The sequence below is a fragment of the Euzebyales bacterium genome, from assembly GCA_036374135.1.
Classification (GTDB): Bacteria; Actinomycetota; Nitriliruptoria; order Euzebyales; family JAHELV01; genus JAHELV01.
In genome coordinates, this window is the sequence record DASUUK010000045.1 from 42,049 (window position 1) to 64,899 (window position 22,851).

Annotated in this window: 20 protein-coding genes; 2 read left to right on the plus strand and 18 right to left on the minus strand. The window is 71.0% G+C overall.

The window, feature by feature from the left end:
* Window positions 1–16: 16 nt before the first annotated feature.
* The 15 genes from nuoL to VFZ70_07995 form a co-directional block, all read right to left on the minus strand.
* On the minus strand, window positions 17–2,071 hold the full coding sequence (nuoL, locus tag VFZ70_07925; protein ID HEX6255725.1) for an NADH-quinone oxidoreductase subunit L: 2,055 nt from the start codon (window positions 2,069–2,071) through the stop codon (window positions 17–19).
* Window positions 2,072–2,084: 13 nt separating this feature from the next.
* Window positions 2,085–2,393, minus strand: a complete 309-nt coding sequence (nuoK, locus tag VFZ70_07930) for an NADH-quinone oxidoreductase subunit NuoK (GenBank protein ID HEX6255726.1) — start codon at window positions 2,391–2,393, stop codon at window positions 2,085–2,087.
* Between the two features lie 34 nt (window positions 2,394–2,427).
* Window positions 2,428–3,126 carry an NADH-quinone oxidoreductase subunit J gene (locus tag VFZ70_07935; protein HEX6255727.1) on the minus strand — a complete coding sequence of 233 codons (699 nt, stop codon included), beginning with the start codon at window positions 3,124–3,126 and terminating at the stop codon, window positions 2,428–2,430.
* Window positions 3,127–3,762 carry an NADH-quinone oxidoreductase subunit NuoI gene (gene nuoI / locus VFZ70_07940; GenBank protein ID HEX6255728.1) on the minus strand — a complete coding sequence of 212 codons (636 nt, stop codon included), beginning with the start codon at window positions 3,760–3,762 and terminating at the stop codon, window positions 3,127–3,129. It lies immediately after the preceding gene.
* A gap of 76 nt (window positions 3,763–3,838) precedes the next feature.
* The gene (locus VFZ70_07945; GenBank protein ID HEX6255729.1) at window positions 3,839–5,140 is read right to left on the minus strand and encodes a complex I subunit 1 family protein; all 1,302 of its coding nucleotides are present in this window, start codon (window positions 5,138–5,140) and stop codon (window positions 3,839–3,841) included.
* 8 nt (window positions 5,141–5,148) lie between these two features.
* A complete protein-coding gene (locus VFZ70_07950; GenBank protein HEX6255730.1) occupies window positions 5,149–7,710 on the minus strand; it encodes an NADH-quinone oxidoreductase subunit G in 2,562 nt (853 codons plus the stop codon).
* Window positions 7,711–7,717: 7 nt separating this feature from the next.
* Window positions 7,718–9,109: an NADH-quinone oxidoreductase subunit NuoF gene (gene nuoF / locus VFZ70_07955; protein ID HEX6255731.1), complete on the minus strand. Its 1,392-nt coding sequence runs from the start codon at window positions 9,107–9,109 to the stop codon at window positions 7,718–7,720.
* The gene (locus VFZ70_07960; protein ID HEX6255732.1) at window positions 9,106–9,969 is read right to left on the minus strand and encodes an NAD(P)H-dependent oxidoreductase subunit E; all 864 of its coding nucleotides are present in this window, start codon (window positions 9,967–9,969) and stop codon (window positions 9,106–9,108) included. Before VFZ70_07960 ends, nuoF begins: the two co-directional genes overlap by 4 nt.
* A 285-nt stretch (window positions 9,970–10,254) precedes the next feature.
* The gene (locus VFZ70_07965; GenBank protein HEX6255733.1) at window positions 10,255–11,649 is read right to left on the minus strand and encodes an NADH-quinone oxidoreductase subunit D; all 1,395 of its coding nucleotides are present in this window, start codon (window positions 11,647–11,649) and stop codon (window positions 10,255–10,257) included.
* A gap of 12 nt (window positions 11,650–11,661) precedes the next feature.
* A complete protein-coding gene (locus tag VFZ70_07970; GenBank protein ID HEX6255734.1) occupies window positions 11,662–12,315 on the minus strand; it encodes an NADH-quinone oxidoreductase subunit C in 654 nt (217 codons plus the stop codon).
* A 43-nt stretch (window positions 12,316–12,358) separates the two neighbouring features.
* Complete coding sequence (locus VFZ70_07975; protein ID HEX6255735.1) at window positions 12,359–13,015, minus strand: NADH-quinone oxidoreductase subunit B family protein; 657 nt, start codon at window positions 13,013–13,015, stop codon at window positions 12,359–12,361.
* Entirely contained in the window at window positions 13,006–13,365 is a 360-nt protein-coding gene (locus VFZ70_07980; protein ID HEX6255736.1) for an NADH-quinone oxidoreductase subunit A, read from the minus strand. The genes VFZ70_07975 and VFZ70_07980 overlap by 10 nt, the downstream gene beginning before the upstream one ends.
* Before the next feature lie 139 nt (window positions 13,366–13,504).
* Entirely contained in the window at window positions 13,505–14,845 is a 1,341-nt protein-coding gene (locus VFZ70_07985) for a geranylgeranyl reductase family protein (GenBank protein HEX6255737.1), read from the minus strand.
* Between the two features lie 273 nt (window positions 14,846–15,118).
* The gene (locus VFZ70_07990; protein HEX6255738.1) at window positions 15,119–15,841 is read right to left on the minus strand and encodes a ubiquinone/menaquinone biosynthesis methyltransferase; all 723 of its coding nucleotides are present in this window, start codon (window positions 15,839–15,841) and stop codon (window positions 15,119–15,121) included.
* Window positions 15,841–17,157 (minus strand): amidohydrolase family protein, encoded by a 1,317-nt coding sequence (locus tag VFZ70_07995; protein HEX6255739.1) that lies wholly within the window; start codon window positions 17,155–17,157, stop codon window positions 15,841–15,843. The genes VFZ70_07990 and VFZ70_07995 overlap by 1 nt, the downstream gene beginning before the upstream one ends.
* Before the next feature lie 122 nt (window positions 17,158–17,279).
* Between VFZ70_07995 and VFZ70_08000 the strand changes: the two genes are divergently transcribed.
* Together VFZ70_08000 and VFZ70_08005 are read left to right on the plus strand one after the other, a co-directional pair.
* The gene (locus tag VFZ70_08000) at window positions 17,280–17,822 is read left to right on the plus strand and encodes a MerR family transcriptional regulator (protein HEX6255740.1); all 543 of its coding nucleotides are present in this window, start codon (window positions 17,280–17,282) and stop codon (window positions 17,820–17,822) included.
* A gap of 99 nt (window positions 17,823–17,921) precedes the next feature.
* Window positions 17,922–19,208, plus strand: a complete 1,287-nt coding sequence (locus VFZ70_08005) for an isochorismate synthase (protein HEX6255741.1) — start codon at window positions 17,922–17,924, stop codon at window positions 19,206–19,208.
* 24 nt (window positions 19,209–19,232) lie between these two features.
* Here VFZ70_08005 and menD read toward each other — a convergent pair whose 3' ends face one another.
* Genes menD through VFZ70_08020 form a run of 3 tightly spaced genes read right to left on the minus strand, consistent with a single transcriptional unit; the run spans window position 19,233 to window position 22,811 of the window.
* The gene (gene menD / locus VFZ70_08010; protein HEX6255742.1) at window positions 19,233–20,939 is read right to left on the minus strand and encodes a 2-succinyl-5-enolpyruvyl-6-hydroxy-3-cyclohexene-1-carboxylic-acid synthase; all 1,707 of its coding nucleotides are present in this window, start codon (window positions 20,937–20,939) and stop codon (window positions 19,233–19,235) included.
* On the minus strand, window positions 20,936–21,901 hold the full coding sequence (locus VFZ70_08015; protein HEX6255743.1) for an o-succinylbenzoate synthase: 966 nt from the start codon (window positions 21,899–21,901) through the stop codon (window positions 20,936–20,938). Before VFZ70_08015 ends, menD begins: the two co-directional genes overlap by 4 nt.
* Before the next feature lie 10 nt (window positions 21,902–21,911).
* Entirely contained in the window at window positions 21,912–22,811 is a 900-nt protein-coding gene (locus tag VFZ70_08020; protein ID HEX6255744.1) for a 1,4-dihydroxy-2-naphthoate polyprenyltransferase, read from the minus strand.
* Between the last annotated feature and the right edge of the window lie 40 nt (window positions 22,812–22,851).

Here is a 22,851-nt window from a genome sequence, read left to right on the forward strand (position 1 = left end):
GCTCCTTGAGCTCATGTCACTGGCTCAGCAGGGAGCCGCCGAGGAACAGGACAGAGACCAGTACCGTGCCCAGCAGCACTGCCAGCGCATAGCTGCGGACGAACCCCGTCTGCACCCGACGGCCGGACTGGCTGAGCTCGTACGTGCCGCGCCCGAGTCCGTTGACGAACCCGTCGATGCCGCGGGCGTCGAACTCGGCCATTCCCTCGGACATCAACAGGCCCGGATGCGCCACCGTCCGCTCGTAGAGCTCGTCGACGTAGAACTTGCGCAGCATCGCCTGGTACAGCCAGCCCATGCGACCGCGCACGGCGGCGATGTCGACCGGACGCATGTACAGCGCGTAGGCGGCGGCGATGCCTGCGGCCACGACCGCCAGCACGACGAACCCGGCGGTGATCTCGCTGTACCACGCCTCCTCGCCGACGTACGGCTGCACGGCGGGCGCGAGCCACTCGAACAGCCACCCGTGCTCGAGCTCCCAGAAGCGCAGGTAACTGGCCGGCGTGACGCCGATGAACGCACCGCCGACCGAGGCGACCCCGAGCACGCCGAGCACCAGGGTCATCGACAACGGTGACTCGTGCGGGTGGATGCCGTCGGGCACGCGCGACTCACCAAGGAAGATCAGGAAGAACCAGCGGCACATGTAGAACGCGGTCAGACCTGCCACCAGTGCACCGAGCACCCAGATGAGCTCGGCACCGGGCGTCTCGATCGCGGCGGCGAGCACCTCCTCCTTGGAGTAGAAGCCCGCGAAGAACGGCAGACCGGCGATCGCGAGCGTGCCCACGGCCGACGTCGCGAAGGTCACCGGCATCTTGTGCCGCAGCCCGCCCATCTTCCAGACGTCGTTCTCCTCGTGCATGGCGTGCATGACCGATCCTGCGGCCAGGAACAGCAGCGCCTTGAAGAAGCCGTGCGTCAGCAGGTGGAACACACCCGCGGCCTGGCTGCCCAGCCCGACACCGATGAACATGTAGCCCAGCTGGCTGATCGTCGAGTACGCCAGGATCTTCTTGAGATCGTTCTGGGCGCAGGCGATCAGCGCGGCGAGCAGGGCCGTCAGCACGCCGACCCACGCGACCAGCAGGCCGACGTCGACCGTCGCGGCCTCGTGGAGGAACGCGTACAGCGGCGACATGCGCGCAACCAGGTAGACGCCCGCGGTCACCATGGTCGCGGCGTGGATCAGCGCGCTGACCGGTGTGGGTCCGGCCATGGCGTCCGGTAGCCACACGAACAGCGGGATCTGGGCGCTCTTGCCCGCCGCGCCGACCAGCAGCAGCAGACCGATCGCCACAGCCGTGCCGGTGGCGATGTCACCGGCGCGCGGCAGGATCTCGGTGAACGACAGCGAGCCCAGCGCCGAGAATGTCAGGAACATGGCGATCATGAACCCGACGTCACCGACGCGGTTGACGATGAACGCCTTCTTGGCCGCGACGGCGTTGGGCAGCTCGGTGAACCAGAAGCCGATCAACAGGTAGCTCGACAGGCCGACCAGCTCCCACCCGACGAAGAGCACCAGCAGGCTCTCGCCGAGCACCAGCACCAGCATCGACGCGACGAACAGGTTGAGGTAGGCGAAGAACCGCGTGTACTGGTCGTCACCCTGCATGTAGCCGAGCGAATAGATGTGGATCAGCAGGCCGACCCACGTCACGAGCAGCAGCATCACCGCCGACAGCGGATCCACCAGCAGCGCCCAGTCGACGGTGAAGTCGCCGATGGGCAGCCACTCGGCCACCACCGTGACGAGGCTGCGTTCCGCCTCGTCGGCTGCGGCGAGCTGCAGGAACACAGCGGTGGACAGCGTCGCACTGAAGCCGACCGCGGTGATCGCGATCGCGGCGGACACCTTGCCGATGCGGCGGCCGAACAGCAGCAGGAGCGCGGCGGACAGGGCCGGCACCACCGGGATCAGCCACGCGAAGTCGGCAGGTGATCCGGCGGCGGCGGTCACGTACTCGCCGGCGAACCCGCTCTCGGTGGCGAGCAGACCGAGCGTCCCACCAGGCGCGCCCGGTGCCGGCCCGGCGAGTCCCGCAGCCGCGAGCACGCTGGTCATCGTGTGTGCCTCCTCATGCCCGCAGACGATCTGCGTCGTCGGCGTCGGTCGAGCCCATCAGCCGGAACAGGTTGACGATCAGCGCCAACCCGATCGTCACCTCGGCGGCGGCGACGACGATCACGAAGAACGACAGCACGTGCCCGTCGAGGTTGCCGTGCAGGCGCGAGAACGTGATCAGAGCCAGGTTCACGCTGTTGAGCATCAGCTCGATGCACATGAACATCACGATGACGCTGCGGCGCACGAGCACGCCGACCAGACCCGTCGTGAACAGCACCGCGGACAGCGCGATGTACCACCCGATCGGCACACCGCTCATGGCGTGTGCCTACCGCTGTCGCTACTCGAGGCACTCACGCCTGCTCCTCCTCGCCCGCGCCGACGAGCTCACGTGGACGCTGATCGTCGGGTTCGGGACCCGGCTCCGCCTCGTCGTCGATCGGCAGATCGGTCACGTCCGCGTCGGCGCGCCGCTTGAGCACCATCGCGCCCAGCGCCGCGATCACGAGCAACGCCGACGTGACCTCGAACGGCCACATGTACGTGGTGAACAGCAGCCGCCCGACACCCGCAACGTTGCCATCGACGTTCGCGCCGGCGAGTCCGGTGCACACCGTGCCGGTGCTGCCGTCGGCCGGACAGATGGCGTCGGTACCCATGAACTGCCCGGCGCCGGCCCCGACCAGAAGGATCACCAGCCCGAGGCCCAGCAGCACTGCGGCGGTCCGCTGGCCCCTCACCCGGGTGCTGAAGCGCGTCTCGCTTCCGACGCCCAGCAGCATCAGCACGAACAGGAACAGCACCATGATGGCGCCCGCATAGACGATGATCTGCACGACCGCCAGGAACTGGGCCTCCAGCAGTGCGTACAGGATCGCGATCGCGAAGAGGTTGACCACCAGCATGAGTGCGGCGTGCACGGCGTTGCGCAGCACCACGACGCTGAAGCCCGTGCCCATCGCGAGCACCGCGGTCACGCAGAAGACCCAGAACTCGGCGCTGCTGCCGACCACCCCGGTGGCCGGCGCCGTCTGCGCCAGCAGTGCGTGCATCTAGTGCTCCCCGTGCGTGGGTGGCTCGGTCTCGCCGCCGCCCAGCTTGACGGTGGCTGGTCCGACGGCCTCCTCCGGCGTGGCGGGATCGTCAGGATCGTGCCACGCCCGAGCCGGCGGACCGCCGATCGTTCGCTGTGCGGCCGGGCCCGGATAGTAGGTCAGGCCACGCGCGGCGACCTCCGCGTCGGTGTGCGGGGTCGGCTTCGCGCCCGCCGGCAGCGGCGCCATCAACATGTCCTTGGTGAAGATCATCGACTCGCGGCTGTCGCTGGCCAGCTCGTACTCGTGCGACATCGTGAGCGACCGCGTCGGGCACGCCTCGATGCACAGCCCGCAGAAGATGCACCGCAGGTAGTTGATCTGGTAGTCCGCGCCGTACCGCTCACCGGGCGAGTAGCGGGCTTCGGGCGTGTTGTCGGCGCCCTGGACGTAGATCGCGTCGGCCGGGCACGCCCAGGCGCACAACTCACAGCCGATGCACTTCTCGAGGCCGTCCTCGTAGCGGTTGAGGATGTGACGGCCATGGAACCTGGGCTGCGGCTCGCGTTTGACCTCCGGGTACTGGGTCGTGACCGGCCGGCGGAACATCGTCTTGCCGGTCAGCCCGAAGCCCTTCCGCAGTGCGTTGAACATGGTGGAGCTCCTTCAGGCGTCAGGAGCGCGGCGCCAGCCGCGGGACTCAGTAGCGAAACGGAAGGTCACAGTACAGTCAGGACTCGACGCTGACGCGGTCCGGCGTGCGCTCATCGATGACGCGGCGCAGGTCACCCAGGGTGTCATCGCTCGCAGCGACGTCTCCTTCCACGTCGCCGTCAGCCGGCTCGACTCCCCGACGCCGTTCGAACAGCGGCAGCAGCAGCACGATGCCCAGCAGCACGGCGACCGCCAGGCCCACCCCGCGCAGCACCGTGCCCCGCTCGACGGTCTCCTGCGCGACGACGATCCCGGCCGTGGCCATCACCCACACCAGCCCGATCGGCAGCAGCACCTTCCATCCCATGTCCATGAGGCGGTCGTACTTCATCCGGGGCAGCGTGCCGCGCAGCCACACGAAGACGAACATGAAGGCGAAGACCTTCATCGCGAAGTACAGAAGGCCGAGCAGCGCCCCCGCGAACGTCCCGTCGAGACCGAACAGCGGGCCCGCGGGACCGCCGAGGAACAGCGTGACGGTGATCGCCGACATCGTGATGACACCCATGAACTCGGCGAGGAAGAACATCGCGAACTTCGCGCCCGAGTACTCGGTGTTGAAGCCACCGACCAGCTCACCCTCACCCTCGGGCAGGTCGAACGGTGGCCGCTCCGCCTCGGCCACTGCCGAGATGAAGAACAAAGCGAACGCCGGCAGCTGCGGCAGGATGTTCCAGGTCGGAAGGCTGATGGGACCCAGCTCGAGCAGGCGGCTCTGCGCCTCGACGATCGCCGACGACTGCAGCGTGCCGTTCCACACGAACACCGCGGCCAGCCCGAGTCCCATGGCCAGCTCGTACGAGATCATCTGGGCGGTCGACCGGACGCCACCGAGCAGCGAGTACTTCGACCCGGACGCCCAGCCGCCGAGCGTGACGCCGTAGACGGCGACGGAGCCCATCGCCAGGATCCACAGCATGCCGATCTCGGGGTCCCAGATCTGCAGCGACACCTCACGGACGCCGATGTCGATGGGATCGAGCAGCGGCAGGTCCAGGACCGGGCCGATCTCGAACGTTCCACCGAACGGGATCACCGCGATCGTGAGCATGGCGATGATGGCCGACGACGCCGGGGCGATGAAGTAGACGACCGGGTCGATGCCCGCCGGACGGATGTCCTCCTTGAAGAACAGCTTCGCCCCGTCGGCGATGGTCTGCAGGATGCCGAACGGGCCGAGCCTGTTCGGGCCGATGCGCGACTGCATCTTGGCGACGATGCGTCGCTCACCCCAGATGAACACGGCCGTCGACAGCAGCCACAGCGCGAAGCCGGCGATGACGACGGCCGAGGTGATCGTGAAGTCGACGAGGTCCATGACGCCTCCTAGGCCTCCGCCGGATGGGGTTCGGACGTGTCGGCGGCCTCGGATCCGTCCGCGACGCCCAGACGCGCCCGCATGGGGGCACCCGGCTCGGCCTCGGGATCGACCAGCATGCCGAGCGGGGTCTCCAGCGCGTTGCGCGGCACCCGCACACAGCCCCGGGCCACGGCGTCGGTGACGCGCACCGGCAGCGACAGGCGCCCGCCGGTACCCACCAACTCGACGGTGTCGCCGGCCTGCACACCAGCGCGTTCCGCATCGTCGGGATGGACCCACGCCTCGGGCGGACGCGCCGTCGCGTTGAGCGCATCGGCGCCGCGCAGCATCACGCCGTGTCCCAGCAGGGCCGGGACGGCCTCCACGGTGAGCCGGTCATCATCGGCGTCCGCCGGCACGCTGTCCCCTTCCGGCGGATCCCGATCGACGGTCAGCTCCGCCAAGCGGTCGGCGACCGACCGTTCGGCGGCCATCAGCGGAGCGGCCTCGCGGCGCACGTCCATCGCCGTCTCCCAGCCGAGGTCGGAGCCCATCGCGCGCGCGACCTGGCGGATGATGTCCCAGTCCTCGATGCAGCGCCGCGGCGGCGGCACCACCTGCGCGCACGCCTGTCGTCGACCCTCCCATGTGGTGAACGACCCGACGCGCTCCTGGGCGGCGGCCGCCGGCAGCACGACGTCCGCGTAACGGGTGGAGTCGGTCTCCAACAGGTCCTGCAGGATCACGGTGTCGACCGTCTCAAGCGCCCGTCGGGCAAGCAGCGGATCCTCGAAGTCGCGGATCGGGTCGACGCCGATGAGGTACAGCGCAGACAACTCCCCGTCCGCCGCGGCGCGCAGCATCTGATGGGCGTCACGACCCGGAGCATCGGGCACGTGCGACCACGCATCGGCCACCGGGCCCGCGTTGTCGAGCCCCCGGCCACCTGGCAGCAGGCCCGGCATCAGCCCTGCATCAACCGCTCCGCGTGCGCCGGCCTTGCGCGGCACCCATGCGAAGCCGCGGCGGGATCCTGCCGACGCCAGTTCGGCGGCCGCGGCCAGTCCGCCCGCGGTCGTCGCGAGCCGCTCACCGGCGAGGATGACGACGCCGGGGCCGTCGATCGCGGCATCGTCGGCTGCGGTCAGCGCCTCGGCCACGGCGGCGAGATCGCTGTCGTCCTTCGGCGTGTCACCGGTGCCATCACGATCCCCGCCTGCCGGCTCGCTGGCGCTCGCCATCTCCCGCAGCGACCGCAGGATGCGTGTCTCGCCGCCGGGAGCGGTCCGGATCCACCGCCAGGCGAGATCGCTGATCGACCCGAGCGTCGGCCCGATCGTGACGACCTTCATGCCGCCCTTGTTGGCGGCCTTCCGCAGCCGCAGGTACAGGATCGGTGACTCCTCCTCGGGGTCGAGCCCGGCCACGACCACCACACCGGCCCGCTCGACCTCGTCGTAGGTCGGACCGGGCGATCCCGCGACCGCGGCGAGGACCGGCCGCTCCTCGGCGGTGCGCGTCACGCGTCGGAAGTCGACGTCGTCGGTGCCCAGCACGTCACGGGCGAAGCGACTGACCGCGTAGGCGTCCTCGTCGGTCAGGTTGCCGCCCGTCAACACACCGACCCCACCGGCGTCGCGCGCGGCCGTCAGCCGGTCCGCCACGGTGCGGATCGCCGTGGTCCACGTGGTCTGGACGACCGAACCGAGCTCGTCGCGGGCGGCCGGCTCGACGATGCGGCTGGGGTGCGCGACGTACTCGAAGCCGAACCGGCCCTTGTCGCAGTTCCACATCTCGTTGACGGCCATGTTGGTCTTCGCCAGCTGCCGTTCGATGCGTCCGGAACGCGTGTCGACCCGCAGGTTGCATCCACTGGCGCACTGGTTGCACACGCTGTCGACGGCGCGCACGTCGAACGGTCGTGCCGCGAACCGGTAGCTGGTCGCCGTCAGGGCGCCGACGGGGCAGATCTGCACGACGTTGCCCGAGAAGAAGCTGTGGTACGGCTCGTCCTCGTAGATCGCGACCTGTTCCAGCGCGCCGCGCTCGAACAGCTCGATGAACGGATCGCCCGAGATCTCCGACGAGAACCGGGTGCAGCGCGCGCAGAGCACGCAACGCTCGCGGTCCAGACCGATCTGTGGCGAGATCGGCACGGGCTTGAGGTAGCGCCGCTTGCGGTCGACGAACCGGCTCTGCCCCGGGCCGTGGGCGAGCGCCTGGTCCTGCAGCGGGCACTCGCCACCCTTGTCGCACATCGGGCAGTCGAGCGGGTGGTTGATCAGGAGGAACTCGAGCTGGGCCTCCTGCGACGCACGCGCCGCGTCACTGGTCAGGTGGGTGTTGACCACCATGCCCTCGGCGACCTCGGTCGTGCACGACGTCATCTGCCGGGGTTGGTCGGGGGCTCGCGCCAGGGCGATGTCGACGAAGCACTGGCGGCATGCACCGGCGGGCGCGAGCAGCGGATGGTCGCAGAACCGCGGGATCGTGATCCGCAGCTGCTCGGCGGCCCGGATCACCAGCGTGCCCTTGGGCACTGTGACCTGCTGGCCGTCGATCGTGAGAGAGACCTGATCGTCTGCCATGGGCGCTCTAGACCTTCGCCGGTTCGGGGTCGTACAGCGGGGCACGGTGGTTCGGGCGGATGTGCCCGGAGTTCTCCGTCACCGGGCCGGCGTGCGGCTCGACGTGGTCGGGCAGTCGACCGTGCTCGACCAGGTGCTCGTACTCGTCGCGGAAGTACTTCAGCGACGAGTCGATCGGGCTGCACGCACCATCGGCGAGCGCGCAGAAGGAGCGCTGGAAGATCCCCTTCGTGATGTCGGTCAGGATGTCGATGTCCTCCTGACGCCCGTCGCCATCCAGGATGCGCGCCAGGATCTGCGACAGCCAGAACACGCCCTCGCGACACGGCGTGCACTTGCCACAGCTCTCGTGCTCATAGAAGCGGGTCCAGTTGAGCACCGCGTCGACCACGCTCGTCTTGTTCGAGTACATCATCATCGCCGTGGTGCCCATGAGGCTGCCGGCGGCCTGGATCGACTCGAAGTCCATCGTGATGTTGTCGTGGTAGTGCTCGGCGGTCAGCAGTGGTGTCGACGACCCGCCCGGCGCCCAGAACTTCATCTCACGGTCCGGCAGCATGCCGAGGCACGACTCCTCGACGATCTGCTTGGCGGGGGTGCCCATCGGCCATTCGTAGTTGCCCGGCCGCTGCACCTCTCCGGACACGCAGTAGACCTTGGGCCCCGGAGACTTCTCGGTGCCGATCGACTTGTACCAGGAGACACCCCGTTCGATGATCCACGGGACGTTCATGATCGTCTCGACGTTGTTGACCGCCGTGGGGGCGGCGTACACGCCGGCCACGGCCGGGAATGGCGGACGCAGGCGCGGCTGGCCGCGCCGGCCCTCCAGTGCGTTCAGCAGCGCGGTCTCCTCACCGCAGATGTAGGCGCCCGCGGCGTAGTGCAGCGTGATGTCGTAGTCGAAGTCGCTGCCCATGATGCCGGCGCCCAGGTAGCCGGCCTCGTAGGCCTCGGCGATGGCCTCCGACAGGCGGATGCCCGGCCACAGGTACTCGCCGCGCAGGAAGATGAACCCGCGCTCGGACTGCAGCGCCCGACCGGAGATCGCCATGCCCTCGAGCAGCTGATGGGGGTCGCGCTCCATCAGCTCGCGGTCCTTGAAGGTCCCTGGCTCGCCCTCGTCGGCGTTGACGACCAGGTACGTCGGCTTGCCCGAGTCGAAGGGCATGAAGCCCCACTTGACGCCGGTCGGGAACCCTGCGCCGCCGCGGCCACGCAGCCCCGAGTCCTTGACCTGCTGACGCAGGTGGGCGGGGTCGGCGTCCAGCACACTGCGCAGCGTCCTGTACCCGCCCGTGCGCTCGTAGCCCGCGAGCGTGTGGGCGTCCTCGACGTCCCAGCGCGACGTGAGGACCCGGATCGGCTCCTGCCGCTTGCCGCCGTAGTCGTCGGTCATGTCCCGTCCTCCCCGGCGTCGTCATCGGCTGCCGGGCCACTGCCCTCGCCGGTCGCCGCGTCGGGGTCCCGCGTGGGGAACTCGCGTGCGTCCGGACCGCCCTCGGCCTCGACCTCGTCAGGATCCTGACCGGCCGTCCGCACCTGGCGCTGCGCTTCGGCACGCTCCTGCTCGCGCTCACCCGCGAACTCGGACGTGACGACCTGCACCTCGGCCTGGGGCCCGACCTCGGACGTCGCGGGCGGCGGTGCTCCGCCGTCGGTCCCCGTGGCGAACCCCAGCGCGTGGCCGCGATCGGAAGGCTCGTCCGGATGGGGGCCCAGACCGGCCAGGCGGTGGCTGACCATGCGGATGCCCGGCGAGCTGATCCCGCGCGTCGGTGGCGGGACGTCGCCGTCGGCCACACGGTCGAGCAGGTCCTCCGCCCCGGACGGGGTCATGCACTCGTAGTTGTAGTAGTCGACCGTGACGACCGGGGCGCCCTCGCAGTTGCCCAGGCACTCGGCGTGTTCAAGCGTGAAGGTGCCGTCCTCGGTGGTCCCGTTGTGTCCGACTCCGAGCTTGGCCGACAGACGGTCGTACACGTCCTGGGCGCCCCTGACCTTGCACGAGAAGTTGGTGCACACGCTGATCAGATGCCGGCCCAGCGGCGCGCGCTTGTACATCGTGTAGAACGTCGCGACGCCTGCCACCTCGGCCTTCGTCAGGCCCAGCAGCTCCGCGCACTCGGCGATGCCGTCGTCCGAGAGGTAGCCGTCCTGGCTCTGCACGAGATGCAGCAACGGCAGCAGCGCGGACCGGCCGACCGGATACCGCCCGACCAGCTGCTCTGCCTTCTCCCTGAGCTCACTACTGAACACCAACGCCTCCTGCGACCTCGCTGCACCGCGGTCGGTCCACACCCATGCTCCGGCTCCAGCAGGGACCCCGGCTCGCCCTGAGGGCTCGCCACGCCGAGTCGCCTGCGCACGGCCGTGGACCGACCGCTACCGGACGCATGCGAGACGATAGCGGGCGTGTGGCGTGGCGATGGCGGGGAGCGGCGGCGGACCCGTGCGAAAGCGACTCGGGGTGCCGCGAGCCCCTGGCGAGTGGCGGGGTCCCTGCTGGAGCGGCCGCACGGGTCCGCCGCCGCGCATCAGCGCTCACCGGTCGACACCGCCCATGACCGGATCCAGCGAGGCGACGCCCGCGATCACGTCCGGGACGAGCAGCCCGTTGGTCAGGTCGGCCAGCGCCCCGATGTGGAGGAATGAGGGGTCGCGCACCTTCACGCGGTACGGCTTGTTCGTGCCGTTGGAGGTCACGTGGTAGCCCAGCTCACCGCGGGGTGACTCGACCGCGCAGTACACCTGCCCCTCGGGGACAGCGAACCCCTGCGTGACGATCTTGAAGTGGTGGATCAGGGCCTCCATCGACTGGCCCATGATCTTCGAGATGTACTCGTTGGAGTTGCCGATGCCGTCCGGGCCCAGTGCGAGCTGTGCGGGCCAGGCGATCTTCTTGTCGGCGACCATGACCGGGCCGCCGGGCAGTTGCGCTACGGCCTGGGACACGATCCGCAGCGACTCGCGCATCTCATTGATGCGCACGAGGTAGCGGCCGAAGGCATCAGCGGTGTCGGTGACGACCACATCGAAGTCGTACTGGTCGATGCCGCAGTACGGCGCCGCCTTGCGCAGGTCGTGGGCGAGGCCGGTCGAGCGCAGCACCGGTCCGGTGACGCCCAGGTCCAGGCACTGCTCGGCCGTCAGAACCGCGACGCCCTTGTTGCGCTCGACCCAGATCGGGTTGCCGGTCAGCAGGTCCTCGAACTCGTCGATGCGGTCGTTGAGCTCGGACACGAGCGTGCCGATGCGGTCACCGAACTCAGGTGGCACGTCCTGTGCCAGCCCTCCCGGCCGGATGAACGCATGGTTCATCCGCAGCCCCGTGACGTACTCGAGCATGTCGAGCACCGTCTCGCGCTCGCGGAAGCCGTAGATCATGGCCGTCGTCGAGCCCAGCTCCATGCCGCCGGTTGCCAGCCACACCATGTGGCTCGACACACGGTTGAGCTCGGTCAGGATCACCCGGAGCGCGGACGCGCGCTCGGGGATCTGGTCGGTGACGCCCAGCAGCTTCTCGACGGCCAGGCAGTACCCGAGCTCGTTGAACAGCGGCGACAGGTAGTCCATCCGCGTCACGAAGGTCACGCCCTGCACCCATGGGCGGAACTCGAGGTTCTTCTCGATGCCCGTGTGCAGGTAGCCGATGACGGGCTTGTTGTCGACGACGGTCTCACCGTCGAGCGTCAGCACCATGCGCAGCACCCCGTGCGTAGAGGGATGCTGCGGACCCATGTTGATGACCATCAGGTCGTCCTCGACGGCGTCGGGGAGGTCCTCCCATTGGCCGGAGGCGACCGTGTAGGTGTGGGGCGCCACGATCGTGCCGGCCGCTGCGGCGGTGGCCCGCTCCTCCTGCGACTGCTCGGTCGTCAGGTCGCTCTCCCGGTCCTGGGCGGGACGATCGGGAGCGACCTGCTGCTGGTCGGACATCGGCGGCTCCTCCTAGTAGCTGCGCTGGTCCGGCGGAGGGATGGTCGCGCCCTCGTACTGCACCTCGACGCCGCCGAGTGGATAATCCTTGCGGTGCGGGTGTCCTTCCCACTCCTCGGGCATCAGGATCCGCCGCAGGTCCGGGTGGCCGTCGAAGTCGACGCCGAAGAAGTCGAAGACCTCGCGCTCCATGAAATCGGCGGACCGGTAGATCCCCGCGACGCTGGCCATGCGCGGTTCGTCGTCGGGCAGGAACGTGCGGATCCGCGCGACGTAGTTGTGCCGCAACGACCGGACGATGTAGTCCAACTCGATGCGACCGGCCTCGTCACCGAACTCGTACCGGGGCCAGCCGGTCGTCTCCTCGGCGCGCTCCTCGCGCTGGCCGGCCGGCCAGTGCACGCCGGACACGTCGATCAACATCTCGCACGACAGGTCCGCGTCGTCGCGGCAGTGGCGCAGAACGTCGGGGACGAGCTCGGCCGGGCAGACGACGGTGAGCTCACCGCGGAAGCCCAGCACCTCGAGCCCGTCGAATGTCGCCGTGAGCCGGTCGCGCACCTGGCGCAGACGGTCGGACAGCTGTGCCTCGGGGACCGAACGTGATCGGAGCTTGGTCGCCTCACCCGAGGCCATGTTCGGGTTGCCTGAGCCTGCACCCGCCATCAGTCACGCCTCCGACCCGTGCGCGGGCCCGATACCTCTCCCGTCACAGCGCCTCCCCCGCCGCGCGGTGCCCGGCGTGCTGGCCGTGTCCGGTCCCGGCCGCGACCGCGGTGTCACCGCTCTTGCGGGTCGGCTGGTGCGCGGCCCACCCCTCCATCTCGGACTCGTCGTCGACGGGCCAGCCCGTGCGACGGGCGAACTCCTCGTCCGACTCGCCCTTGCGCTTGCGCTCGACGAACTGCTCCTGCCTGATCTTGGCGTGGAGCTTGACGATGCCGTCGAGCAGCATCTCCGGTCGGGGCGGGCAGCCGGGCACGTACATGTCGACGGGGATGATGTGGTCGACGCCCTGGACGATCGCATAGTTGTTGAACATGCCGCCGGACGACGCGCAGACGCCCATCGAGATGACCCACTTGGGATCGGGCATCTGGTCGTAGAGGTTGCGGATGACCGGCGCCATCTTCTGGCTGACGCGACCGGCGATGATCATCAGGTCGGCCTGCCGCGGCGAGCCGCGCCACACCTCCATGCCGAAGCGCGCCAGGTCGTAGTGCGCCGCGCCGGTCGACATCATCTCGATCGCGCAGCACGCCAGTCCGAACGTGGCCGGGAACATCGAACCGGCACGACCCCACTGGACGACCTTCTCGACGGTCGTCAGCAGGATCCCGTCGGGCAGCCGAGCCTCTATTCCCATTCCAGGCCTCCCCTGCGCAGGACGTAGAAGTAGCTCTCGAACAGCAGCGCGACGAACACGCCCATCACGCCGAAGCCGTACCACCCGAGATCGCGGACGACGACCGACCACGGGTGCAGGAACACGGCTTCGACGTCGAAGATGATGAACAGGATGGCGATCAGGTGGAACTGCACCGGGAAGCGAATGCCGGTCAGGCTCTGGGTGGGGATGATGCCGGACTCGTAGGCCGCGCGCTTGGTGGGGTTCGGCCGACTGGGTCCGAGACGGGCCGACACGAGCAGCGACAGGCCCACGAACAGCACGGCCGCCAGCACCAGCAGCGCGAGCGGCAGGTACTCGGCCAACATGGTGCATTCCTCCTGGTGGCGGTTCTGGTCGGGTGATCCTAGACGGCGACCTTCGGCGGTCGGGTCGGGCGGCCGGCGTTGCCGGCGCCCAGCCTATCGGGAGTCGGCTCGAGGCCATGCATCACGGGACGGTCGGCGGTCACGCTGCCGGCACGGCCCGCGACAACAGGTTGAGCACCGCGTCGGTCGCGTCGCCGCTGCGATGGTTGACCAGGTGCGCCATGGTCCTGAACACGAACCGCATCAGGCGCATGCGCGGCATGCCGTACACCGTGCACACCCGCATGACGGTGGGATGGCCCATGAGGCCGACGAACGCGCGTCCGAGCGTGTAGTAGCCGCCCCACGCCTCGGCCACCGCCGCCGGATACGCCGCGAGCCGGTCCGGCGATCCGGTCGTGAGCGCGTGGTCGATCGCCTCCGACGCGAACGCCGCCGCCTCGATGGCGTAGCTGATCCCCTCACCGTTGAACGGGTTGACCATGCCGGCCGCGTCACCCAGCAGCACCAACCCGTCGAGCACCATAGGGCGACGGTTGTGGGCCATCGGCAGGCCCGCGCTGCGCGGGCGGTCGACCAAGGTGTCGGGCCGCAGCTGCCACTCGGGCGGCAGGCCGGCGACCCACGACGTCAGGACGTCACGGTAGTTGGTCGAGCGGAAGTGCGCCGACGAGTCGAGCAGGCCCCAGCCGACGTTGACGAGCCCGTCGGAGAGCGGGAAGATCCATCCGTAGCCGGGCAGCAGCTCACCGGGGTCGTCGCCGGACGGTGGCACCCGCATCTCCAGGTAGCCCTCCATCACGTCCATCGACGCGCGCGGGCTGCGGTAGTAGCCGCGGATCGCCACCCCCATCGGACGGGAGTGGTCGCGGTGGAGACCGGCGGCCACCGCGATGCGCGACGAGTTGCCGTCGGCGGCCACCACGATGGGCGCGCGGACCTCGCCGTGCCGGCCGTCGTCGCGCTGGTAGCGGATGCCGTGGATGCGGCCGCCGTCGTCGGAGCGGACGGGTGCCAGCGCCTCCGTCCGTTCCCACAGCCGCGCGCCATTGGCGACCGCGTGCTGCGCCAGCGTGTGGTCGAAGATCGCACGGGTCGCCGTCACCGAGTGTGCGGGGAAGTCATCGAGCTCCGGCCAGGGCAGGTCGAGGACGACGCCGCCCCCGTACATGCGCAGGCCCTCCTGGCGCGCCCATCCGGGTGGGGTGCCGGCGGCCTCGTCGTGCAGACCGAGCAGTTCGAGCGCCTTCACGGCGCGGGGGGTCAACGCATCACCGCAGACCTTGTCGCGCGGGAACGACGACTTCTCGACCAGCAGCACGTCGTGACCCGCCCGGGCGAGGAACGTGGCCGCAGCCGAGCCACCCGGGCCCGCGCCCACGACGACGACGTCGGCCTCGTTGCGCTCCGGCGGCCCCACGGGCTCGAGCCGCGACGCCGGCGCCGACCGGCGGCGCTGGGCGATGTCACTGTCGGCCACGCGCTCCTCCGTCCGATCCGAGGGGCCGAGCCACCACGGGTGCTCGGTCGACGCCCCAGCGTAGCGTTTCGGGCGGGCATGTGAAGTGCTTCACAAAGCGCGTCGCCGTTCCAGCTCGTCGGCGTCCGTGACGCGATCGTCGCGCGAGCCGTGCGGGTGTTGTGGGGAATCAACACGCGCCCCGCGTTGACGAACCTCCCCACAACGGCGCCGACACCGCCCTGTGGGGAATCAACACGCGCCCCGCGTTGACGAACCTCCCCACCGCGGCGGTCAGGACGGACGTACGGCGTGGTGCAGCGCCACGATGCCGCCCGTGAGGTTCTTCCAGCGCACCGCCGTCCAGCCCGCGTCGCCGATCATGCCGGCCAGCGCGGGCTGGTCGGGCCACGCCAGGATGCTCCGGGCCAGGTAGCCGTACGCCGCCGGATCACTGGTCGCCACTCTGGCCAGCCGCGGCACGACCTCCAGCAAGTAACGGCGGTAGACGTGCGCGAACGCCCGGCTGGTCGGACGGCTGAACTCCAGGACGGCCAGCTTCCCGCCGGGGCGCACGACGCGCCGCATCTCGCGCAGACCGGCGAGCGTGTCGTTGAGGTTGCGCAGACCGAAGGCGATCGTGACGGCGTCGACGCTGGCGTCCGCAAGCGGAAGCCGCAGCGCGTCGGCGACGGTCCACGCGCGCACCGCCGGCACCCGCGCCATGCCGACCCGCACCATCTCGTGACTGAGATCGGCCACGACCGCGTCGGCGCCGCGCGCCGCCACAGCAGCGGCGAGCGCTCCGGTGCCACCGGCGAGATCGAGCACGACCGACCCCGGCCGGGGATCGACGGCGGCGACGGCCACAGCGCGCCAGTGCCGGTCCAGGCCCAGCGACAGCAGCGTGTTCGCGACGTCGTACCGCGGAGCGACGCGGTCGAACATGCGCTGGACGAGCGCGGCGTCCTTGTCGCGGACGGGGCGGTGGTCCGGCAGTGCCGGGTGCTCCGGCATCACCCGTCCGTCTCCTCGAAGTCGTCGAGCTCCGGCCACGCGCTGTCGCCGTCACCGCGGCGGGAGCGTCGCACCCCGGCCACGACCGTGAGCACCTGGCGCCCCACACCGGAAGTGATCAGGTCGCGGTAGGCGGCCGCGCCGGTCGTGGCGAGGTCGACGCCCACCAGGTCCGCCCGGCGGCCGGGGACCAGCACACCGCTGTGGGTGGACCATCCCATGGCACGCGCGCCATCGCAGGTGAGCAGGCGCACCGCGTGCTCCTCGAGCTCGACCGGTCCGCCCGCGCCCGGCCAGAGCGCGATCTGCTGCTCGCGCGCCAGCGCGACCCACGCGGCCGCCTCGGCGAGCGGATCCTGATCGGGCACCGCCGCCAGGCTCTCGGTGCCCAGGGCCATTGCGACGCCGGCCTTGGCGAAGCGTTCGAGCGGTGGGGCACCGGACTGGAGCCGGTCCGCCGCACGGGGGCACAGCACGACCGCGGTCCGCTGCGCGCCGAGCACGCGCGCCTCCGCGTCGTCGGCCCACACCGCATGGGCCAGCGAGTTGCCGGGACGCACCGCACCGCACTCGGCCAGGTACCGCACCGGTCCGAAGCCGGTGCCTTCCCCCACCCACTCGTACTCCGCGCCGACGTCCGCGGCCGCCTCGGCCAGAGGCCCGTCACCGTGCCAGATGGCGCGGACCTCCGCCTGGTCCACGGCCGCGTGGGCGTGCAGCGGGACCTCGAGCTCGTGGGCCAGGGCGGCGAGCGCCTGCAGACTGCCGGTGCCGATCCGCGTGATGTCCTCGACCGCGACGCCGACCCGACGCCCGGGAGCCGGAAGGTCGAGGGTGTGGCGCAGCGCCGACAGCACGGCGTCCTGGTCGCGGACGTCGACGTCGGCGATCCGCACCCACGAGTCGCCCGCCAGGCCGGCGCGCGACGCCGCGGGCACGCCGGGGCCGCGGTGCACGACGTCACCGACGCAGGTGGTCCCCGCCCGCAGCGCGTACAGCACGCCCCGGCGGGCCGAGTGCTTCCATCGAGCCGCGTCCCACCCGGCGGTCATCCCGTCGACGGCGCGCTGCCAGTGGTGGCGCGGACCCGGCTGCGCCAGCGGTGCGGCCTCGGCCAGCTCCAGGTGGGTGTGCGCGTTGACCAGACCCGGCAGCAGCACGCCGTCGACGTGCTGTTCGCGATCGGCCTCCCGGCGCAACACCGTCGCCTCGCCGACGGCCACGATCGTCGCGTCCGAGACGAGCACACCACCCTCGTCGAGTGGCGGACCGGTCATCGGCAGGACGACCCTGGCGGAGAACAGGACGGTGGACACCGCGCGCAGGGTAGTACGTGCGCGCGCGTGGCGTCGGTGCGGCACCGCGCTGCGACGGACCGTGTGCGAGTGATCGCGTCGGCGTCGCCCCGGCCGGACGGCGGCACCTTAGCATTGGCGTCATGGCGTCACATCCCGATCGACTTCCGCCTGCGGAGGCTGCGCTCGCCGCTGCACTCGCCGGACCTCTGCCCGGTGAGGACACGGGCACCGACGCCGACCTGCTGACCCTTGCCGAGCTGGCCGACCGCTCCGACCTGCCCGAGTCGCTGCTCGAGGCCGTCGAGCGGGAGGGCCTGCTGATCCCCCGCACGACCGACGACGACCGCCGGTACAGCATGGCCGACGTCGAGGCGCTGCGCGCAGGGCTGACCCTCGTCGAGGCCGGGCTGCCGCTCGACGAACTGTTCAGCCTCGCCCGGGAGCACACGGCTGCCATGCGCACCATCGCCGACCACGCGGTCGAGCTGTTCGTGCGCTTCGTGCGCGATCCCATCCGTTCGGAGGCGTACGACGAACAGGACGCCGCGGCGCGTCTGCTCGACGCCTTCGGGCACATGTTGCCGGCGACCAGCGTCCTCGTCGGCCACCACTTCCGCCGCCTGCTGGTCAACGCGGCGCACGAGCGGCTCGCGGGTGGCGTCGACGGCGGGTCACGTCCATGACCTCATATAGCGCAGCGGTAGGTCACGTCCATGACCTCATGTAGCGTCAGCGGTAGGTCACGTCCATGACCTCATGTAGCGCAGCGGTAGGTCACGTCCATGACCTCATATAGCGTCAGCGATGTGTCGCGTCCCGAGGCCGGTCGTGGTCCGGCGGGCGGCATGGCACAGCCGGTCGACGACACGCCCCGCTGGTCGCGGACAGTTGAGATCGACCCCGCCGCAGCCGAGGCGGCGGTGCCCGCCGGGCAGCTGTGCTGGATGGCGCCCACGGCGTCGGTCGCCGGCTGGGGCGTCGCGAAGCGGGTGCACATCGACGACCCCGCGGAGCGCGCCGTCGCCGGCGACGTGATGTGGCAGCTGCTGGCGGCGATGGACCACGACGGTGACGGTCCCGGCGCGCTGGCGTTCGCGAGCCTCACGTTCGACCGTGCCGTCGGCGGTTCGGTGCTGGTGGTCCCCGAGACGGTCCTGCGGGTGCAGGACGGGCGCGCCTGGCTGACCGTCGTGCGTGACCGTCCGGTGCACGACGACGTCCTGGTGATGCCGCCGCCGGCCCCTCCGCCGTCACCGCCGCAGCGCGTCCGGTACGCGGGCGCCACCGCTGCCGAGATCGCGTGGCTCGACGCTGTCGACCGCGCGGTGCGCCGCATCCGCGGCGGCGAGCTCGAGAAGGTCGTGCTGGCGCGCGACCGGCTGGTGTCCAGCGACGTCCCGTTCGACACCCCGGCCCTGCTGACGCGCCTGCACGCGCGGTTCCCGTCCTGCTACACGTTCCGTGTCGAGGGTCTGGTGGGCGCGTCGCCCGAGCTGCTGATCCGCCGGACGGGACTGCAGCTGTCATCCCTGGTGCTGGCCGGGACGACGCGCCGGGGCGACGACGAGGACGAGGACCGGCGGCTCGGTGCGGCGTTGCTGTCGTCGACCAAGGACCGCGCAGAGCACCACCCCGCAGTCGCGTCCGTCGACACGGCGCTCAGGCCGGTGACGACCCACCTCGACACCGACGCCGCGCCGCACCTGCTGCGCCTGGCCAACGTGCAGCACCTCGCGACCCGCGTCACGGGCACGCTGGCCTCGCCCGTGGACGCGCTGTCGCTGGCGCAGCGGCTGCACCCGACGGCCGCCGTGGGCGGCATGCCGGCCGACCGTGCGCTGGACCTCATACGCGAGCTGGAGACCATCGACCGGGGGCGGTACGCGGGTCCGGTCGGCTGGCTGGACGCGAGTGGCGACGGGGAGTACGCCATCGCGCTGCGGTGCGCCCAGCTCGACGGGGCACGCGGACGCCTGTTCGCTGGTGCCGGCATCGTGGCGGACTCGCTGCCCGAGGCCGAGCTCGAGGAGACACGCCTGAAGCTGCGCGCGATGCAGTCGGCGTTCTGAGCTCCAACTGACCCGTCCCCGCCGTCAACCGGTGACCGCTGCCGCCACGCGCGCGGTCAGCTCCCGGTGCAGCGCTGCGTTCTCCTCACGATCGGTGCGCACTTCGATGACGTGCAGGCCGCCGGCGTCGAAGGCGGTCGTGACGACGTCGGCGAGATCGGCCGCGCGGGCGAGCGGGTGGTAGGCCAGCTCGTAGGTCGCGGCCAGCGTGGCCAGCCCGATGCCGTGCGGTGTCCCGAACAGCCGGTCGAAGCCGTCGACCTGACGCGCCTCGAGCAGTGAGAAGATGCCGCCGCCGTCGTTGTTGATCACGACGAACACGGCGTCGAGCGCGCGCGCACCGGCGAGCAGGAAGCCGTTCTGGTCGTGCAGGAACGACAGGTCGCCGCACAGGCCCGCCACGGGGCCGTCATGGCCGATCGCGACGCCGAGCACCGTCGAGACGAAGCCGTCGATGCCGCTCGCGCCACGGTTGCCGAACACCCGGAGCCCGTGCCGGGGACGCATGACCGCTGACAGGTCCCGGATGGGCATGCTCGACCCGGCGACGAGCACCGCGCCGTCGGGCACGCAGGCTGCGAGATCGCGGGCGACGCGCGGTTCGGTGGGCTCACCACACCCGTCGAGCAGGTCATCGACGACATGACGCGCCGCCCGCTCGGCGTGCTGCCACTGCGCGAGGAAGTGCGTGACGCGGTGATCGTCGAACCGGTCGGTCACGTCGCGCAGCAGCGCCGTCGGCGCCGCACGCAGGATGCGCTCGACCGTCCGACCGGGATCGAGCCAGGCGCCGTCGGCGTCCACGACGATGGTCCGCGCGACACCGTCGAGCCAGCGTCGGACCGCCCTGGTGAGCACGGGGCGCCCGACCACGATCGCGAGGTCGGGGCGGTGCGCATCGGCGAACCGGGCGTCCGCCAGCAGGAGGTCCGCGGTCGACACGACATGATCGCCGGTGCGTGCGCCACTGTGGGGCTCCGCCACCACCGGCCATCCCGCGGCGGCCGCGAACCCTGCGACCACGACCGGGTCGACCTCGACGTCGCCGAGCACCAGCGCCCCGCGGGGATGCGCGGCGACCTCGCCGGCGATCAGGGCGACGTCGGCCGGTGTCGGCAGCGCGAGATCGACGACCCGCGCCGTCCACGCCCGGCCACCGGCCCTGCCGTCGAGTGGTTCGACCCAGTCGTCAGTGCCATCCGGCACCAATGGCTCGCGCAGCCCGACGTTGCAGTGGACGGGTCCCGCGGGACGGCCGGCGGCCTCCGCGAGCAGGCGCGCGACGATCGACCGCCAGTAGGCGACCTGCCCTGCGCGCTCCTCCGCAACGCTCAGGTCGACCGCCCACCGGGTCGTGGCACCGTACAGACCGGGCTGGTCGATCGTCTGGTTCGCGCCGGTCGCCCGCAGCTCGGGCGGCCGGTCGGCCGTCAGCACGACGAGCGGCACCCGGGCGTACGCAGCCTCGACGACCGCTGGGTGGAAGTTGGCGGCGGCGGTGCCCGACGAGCAGATGACCGCGGCGGGCCGACCTGTGGCGCGTGCGATGCCGACCGCCAGGAATGCGGCTGAGCGCTCGTCGATCTCGACGTGCACCGTCACGTCGGGATGCTGGTCGGACGCCAGCGTCAGCGGCGCCGAGCGCGAGCCGGGCGCGATGACGGCGTCGCGGAGGCCACCGCGCGCCAGCTCATCGATCAGCACACGGGCCTGCGCCGTCGAGGGATTCACGTCGCGGGCTCCCGCCTGACCGCGTCGAGCCGACGGGTCCAGGCGTCCGCGACCGCGTCGGTCGCCGCCCATCGCTCGCGCAGCGTGGGCGACGGCACCGGCCTGCGCACGGCCAGCGCCCCGTCGACCGGGTCCAGCGGATCGTCGACCACGTCCCCCGCGAGCAGTGCACGCGTGCCAAGTCCGCAGGCGTACGGCAGGTCGGGCAACGCCGCCGCGAGGGCCAGGCCGGCGGCCAGGCCGACCGACGTCTCGACGGCCGACGAGACGACGACAGGGCGGGCGCAGGCCTCGGCCACCTGCAGGCAGCGCCGGACCCCACCGAGGGGCTGCACCTTCAGGATCACGACGTCGGCGGCGTCGATGCCGTCGATGTGCAGCGGGTCGGGTGCCAGGCGCACCGACTCGTCCGCCGCGAGCGGCACGTCGACCCTGGCGCGCAGCCGCGCGAAGTCGGCGAGGTCGGTGACGGGCTGTTCGACGTACTCGAGGTCGAACCGGGCCAGCGCACGAAGGCGGGTCACCGCCGTGTCGAGGTCCCATGCGCCGTTGACGTCCAGACGTATGCGGCCCTCGGGACCCAGCGCGTCGCGCACCGCCTCCACGCGCGCCACGTCGTCACCGTCGCCGACCTTCACCTTGACGGTCGCGCAGCCCGACGTGCGGGCGATCTCGTACGCCCGGTCTGCCGCGACGGCGGGCACGATGGCGTTGACCGGCACGGTGTCGCGACGCGGGGCGGGCCATCGTCGCATCGCCGCCTCGACCGCTGCGCGCCACCAGCGGGCCGCCAGGTGCGGCCCGTACCCGGCGAAGGGCGACCACTCGCCCCAGCCGGCGGGACCCCGCACGAGCATGCCGGTCCGCGCGTCGACACCGCGGAATCGCAGCCGCAACGGGATGGCGAACGCCCCGGCGACCGACACACGGCCGTCGGCGACCGTCACGTCCGGATGCCGCATCGTCGCGATGCTAGAGCAGCGCCGCCGGGCCGGCGCCCGCTGCCACGAGCCCCGCGGTGAGCAGCAGGCCATAGACCAGCTGCAGACGCCCCGTCGCGACCAGCCCGTCGACCAGCAGGCCGGGATCGCCGGCTTCCATGCCGGCCGCGGTGCGGTTCTGGGCCACCAACGCCAGCGGCAGCGACAGGAACGCGACCGCCGGCCACAGCGACAGCGACACGAGCGCCACCATGCCGGTCGCCAGCACGGCCGTATTGATCAGGGTGATGTACAGGTACAGCGTCGTCCTGTGGCCGAGGCGCACGGCCAGGGTGCGCTTGCCGGTCCGCTCGTCGGTGGGGATGTCTCGCAGGTTGTTGACGACCAGCAGCGCGACCGACAGCAGGCCCACTGGGACCGCCGCCACCGCCGGCAGCCACCGCAGCTGCTCGTCCTGGACGTAGGCCGACCCCATGGTTGCGACCAGGCCGAAGAACACGAACACGAACACCTCGCCGAGACCCGCCGACGCGTACGGTCGCGGCCCGCCGCTGTAGCCGAGTGCGGCCAGGAAGCACGCAGCGCCGACCAGCAGCAGCTCCCAGCCGACCGCGGCCGCGAGGGCGAGGCCGGCGAGCCCCGCGACGGCGAGGGCGACGATCATTGCCCGCTTCATCTGCGATGGTGTGACGGCGCCGGATGCGACCGCCCGCTGTGGTCCGCGGCGGTCCGGCGTGTCGACACCCCGGACCCCGTCGAAGTAGTCGTTGGCGTAGTTGACCGCAACCTGGACCGCGAGCGCGACGACGAGTGCGGCGACCATCCGCCACGGCACCAGACGGGTCGCCGCCGCGGTGCCGACGAGCACCGGGGAGATCGCGGCCGGCAGCGTACGTGGCCTGGCCGCATCGACCCACACGTCAGCCGCCACGTGCCGCCTCGTCCTTCCTCGATCGCTAGCGTGTCCGTCC

Coding starts and splice junctions, on each gene's coding strand:
- nuoL (HEX6255725.1), bottom strand. CDS start 2,071: ATGACCAGCGTGCTCGCGGCTGCGGGACTCGCCGGGCCGGCACCGGGC.
- nuoK (HEX6255726.1), bottom strand. CDS start 2,393: ATGAGCGGTGTGCCGATCGGGTGGTACATCGCGCTGTCCGCGGTGCTG.
- VFZ70_07935 (HEX6255727.1), bottom strand. CDS start 3,126: ATGCACGCACTGCTGGCGCAGACGGCGCCGGCCACCGGGGTGGTCGGC.
- nuoI (HEX6255728.1), bottom strand. CDS start 3,762: ATGTTCAACGCACTGCGGAAGGGCTTCGGGCTGACCGGCAAGACGATG.
- VFZ70_07945 (HEX6255729.1), bottom strand. CDS start 5,140: ATGGACCTCGTCGACTTCACGATCACCTCGGCCGTCGTCATCGCCGGC.
- VFZ70_07950 (HEX6255730.1), bottom strand. CDS start 7,710: ATGGCAGACGATCAGGTCTCTCTCACGATCGACGGCCAGCAGGTCACA.
- nuoF (HEX6255731.1), bottom strand. CDS start 9,109: ATGACCGACGACTACGGCGGCAAGCGGCAGGAGCCGATCCGGGTCCTC.
- VFZ70_07965 (HEX6255733.1), bottom strand. CDS start 11,649: ATGTCCGACCAGCAGCAGGTCGCTCCCGATCGTCCCGCCCAGGACCGG.
- VFZ70_07970 (HEX6255734.1), bottom strand. CDS start 12,315: ATGGCGGGTGCAGGCTCAGGCAACCCGAACATGGCCTCGGGTGAGGCG.
- VFZ70_07975 (HEX6255735.1), bottom strand. CDS start 13,015: ATGGGAATAGAGGCTCGGCTGCCCGACGGGATCCTGCTGACGACCGTC.
- VFZ70_07980 (HEX6255736.1), bottom strand. CDS start 13,365: ATGTTGGCCGAGTACCTGCCGCTCGCGCTGCTGGTGCTGGCGGCCGTG.
- VFZ70_07990 (HEX6255738.1), bottom strand. CDS start 15,841: ATGCCGGAGCACCCGGCACTGCCGGACCACCGCCCCGTCCGCGACAAG.
- VFZ70_08000 (HEX6255740.1), top strand. CDS start 17,280: ATGGCGTCACATCCCGATCGACTTCCGCCTGCGGAGGCTGCGCTCGCC.
- VFZ70_08005 (HEX6255741.1), top strand. CDS start 17,922: ATGACCTCATATAGCGTCAGCGATGTGTCGCGTCCCGAGGCCGGTCGT.
- VFZ70_08015 (HEX6255743.1), bottom strand. CDS start 21,901: ATGCGGCATCCGGACGTGACGGTCGCCGACGGCCGTGTGTCGGTCGCC.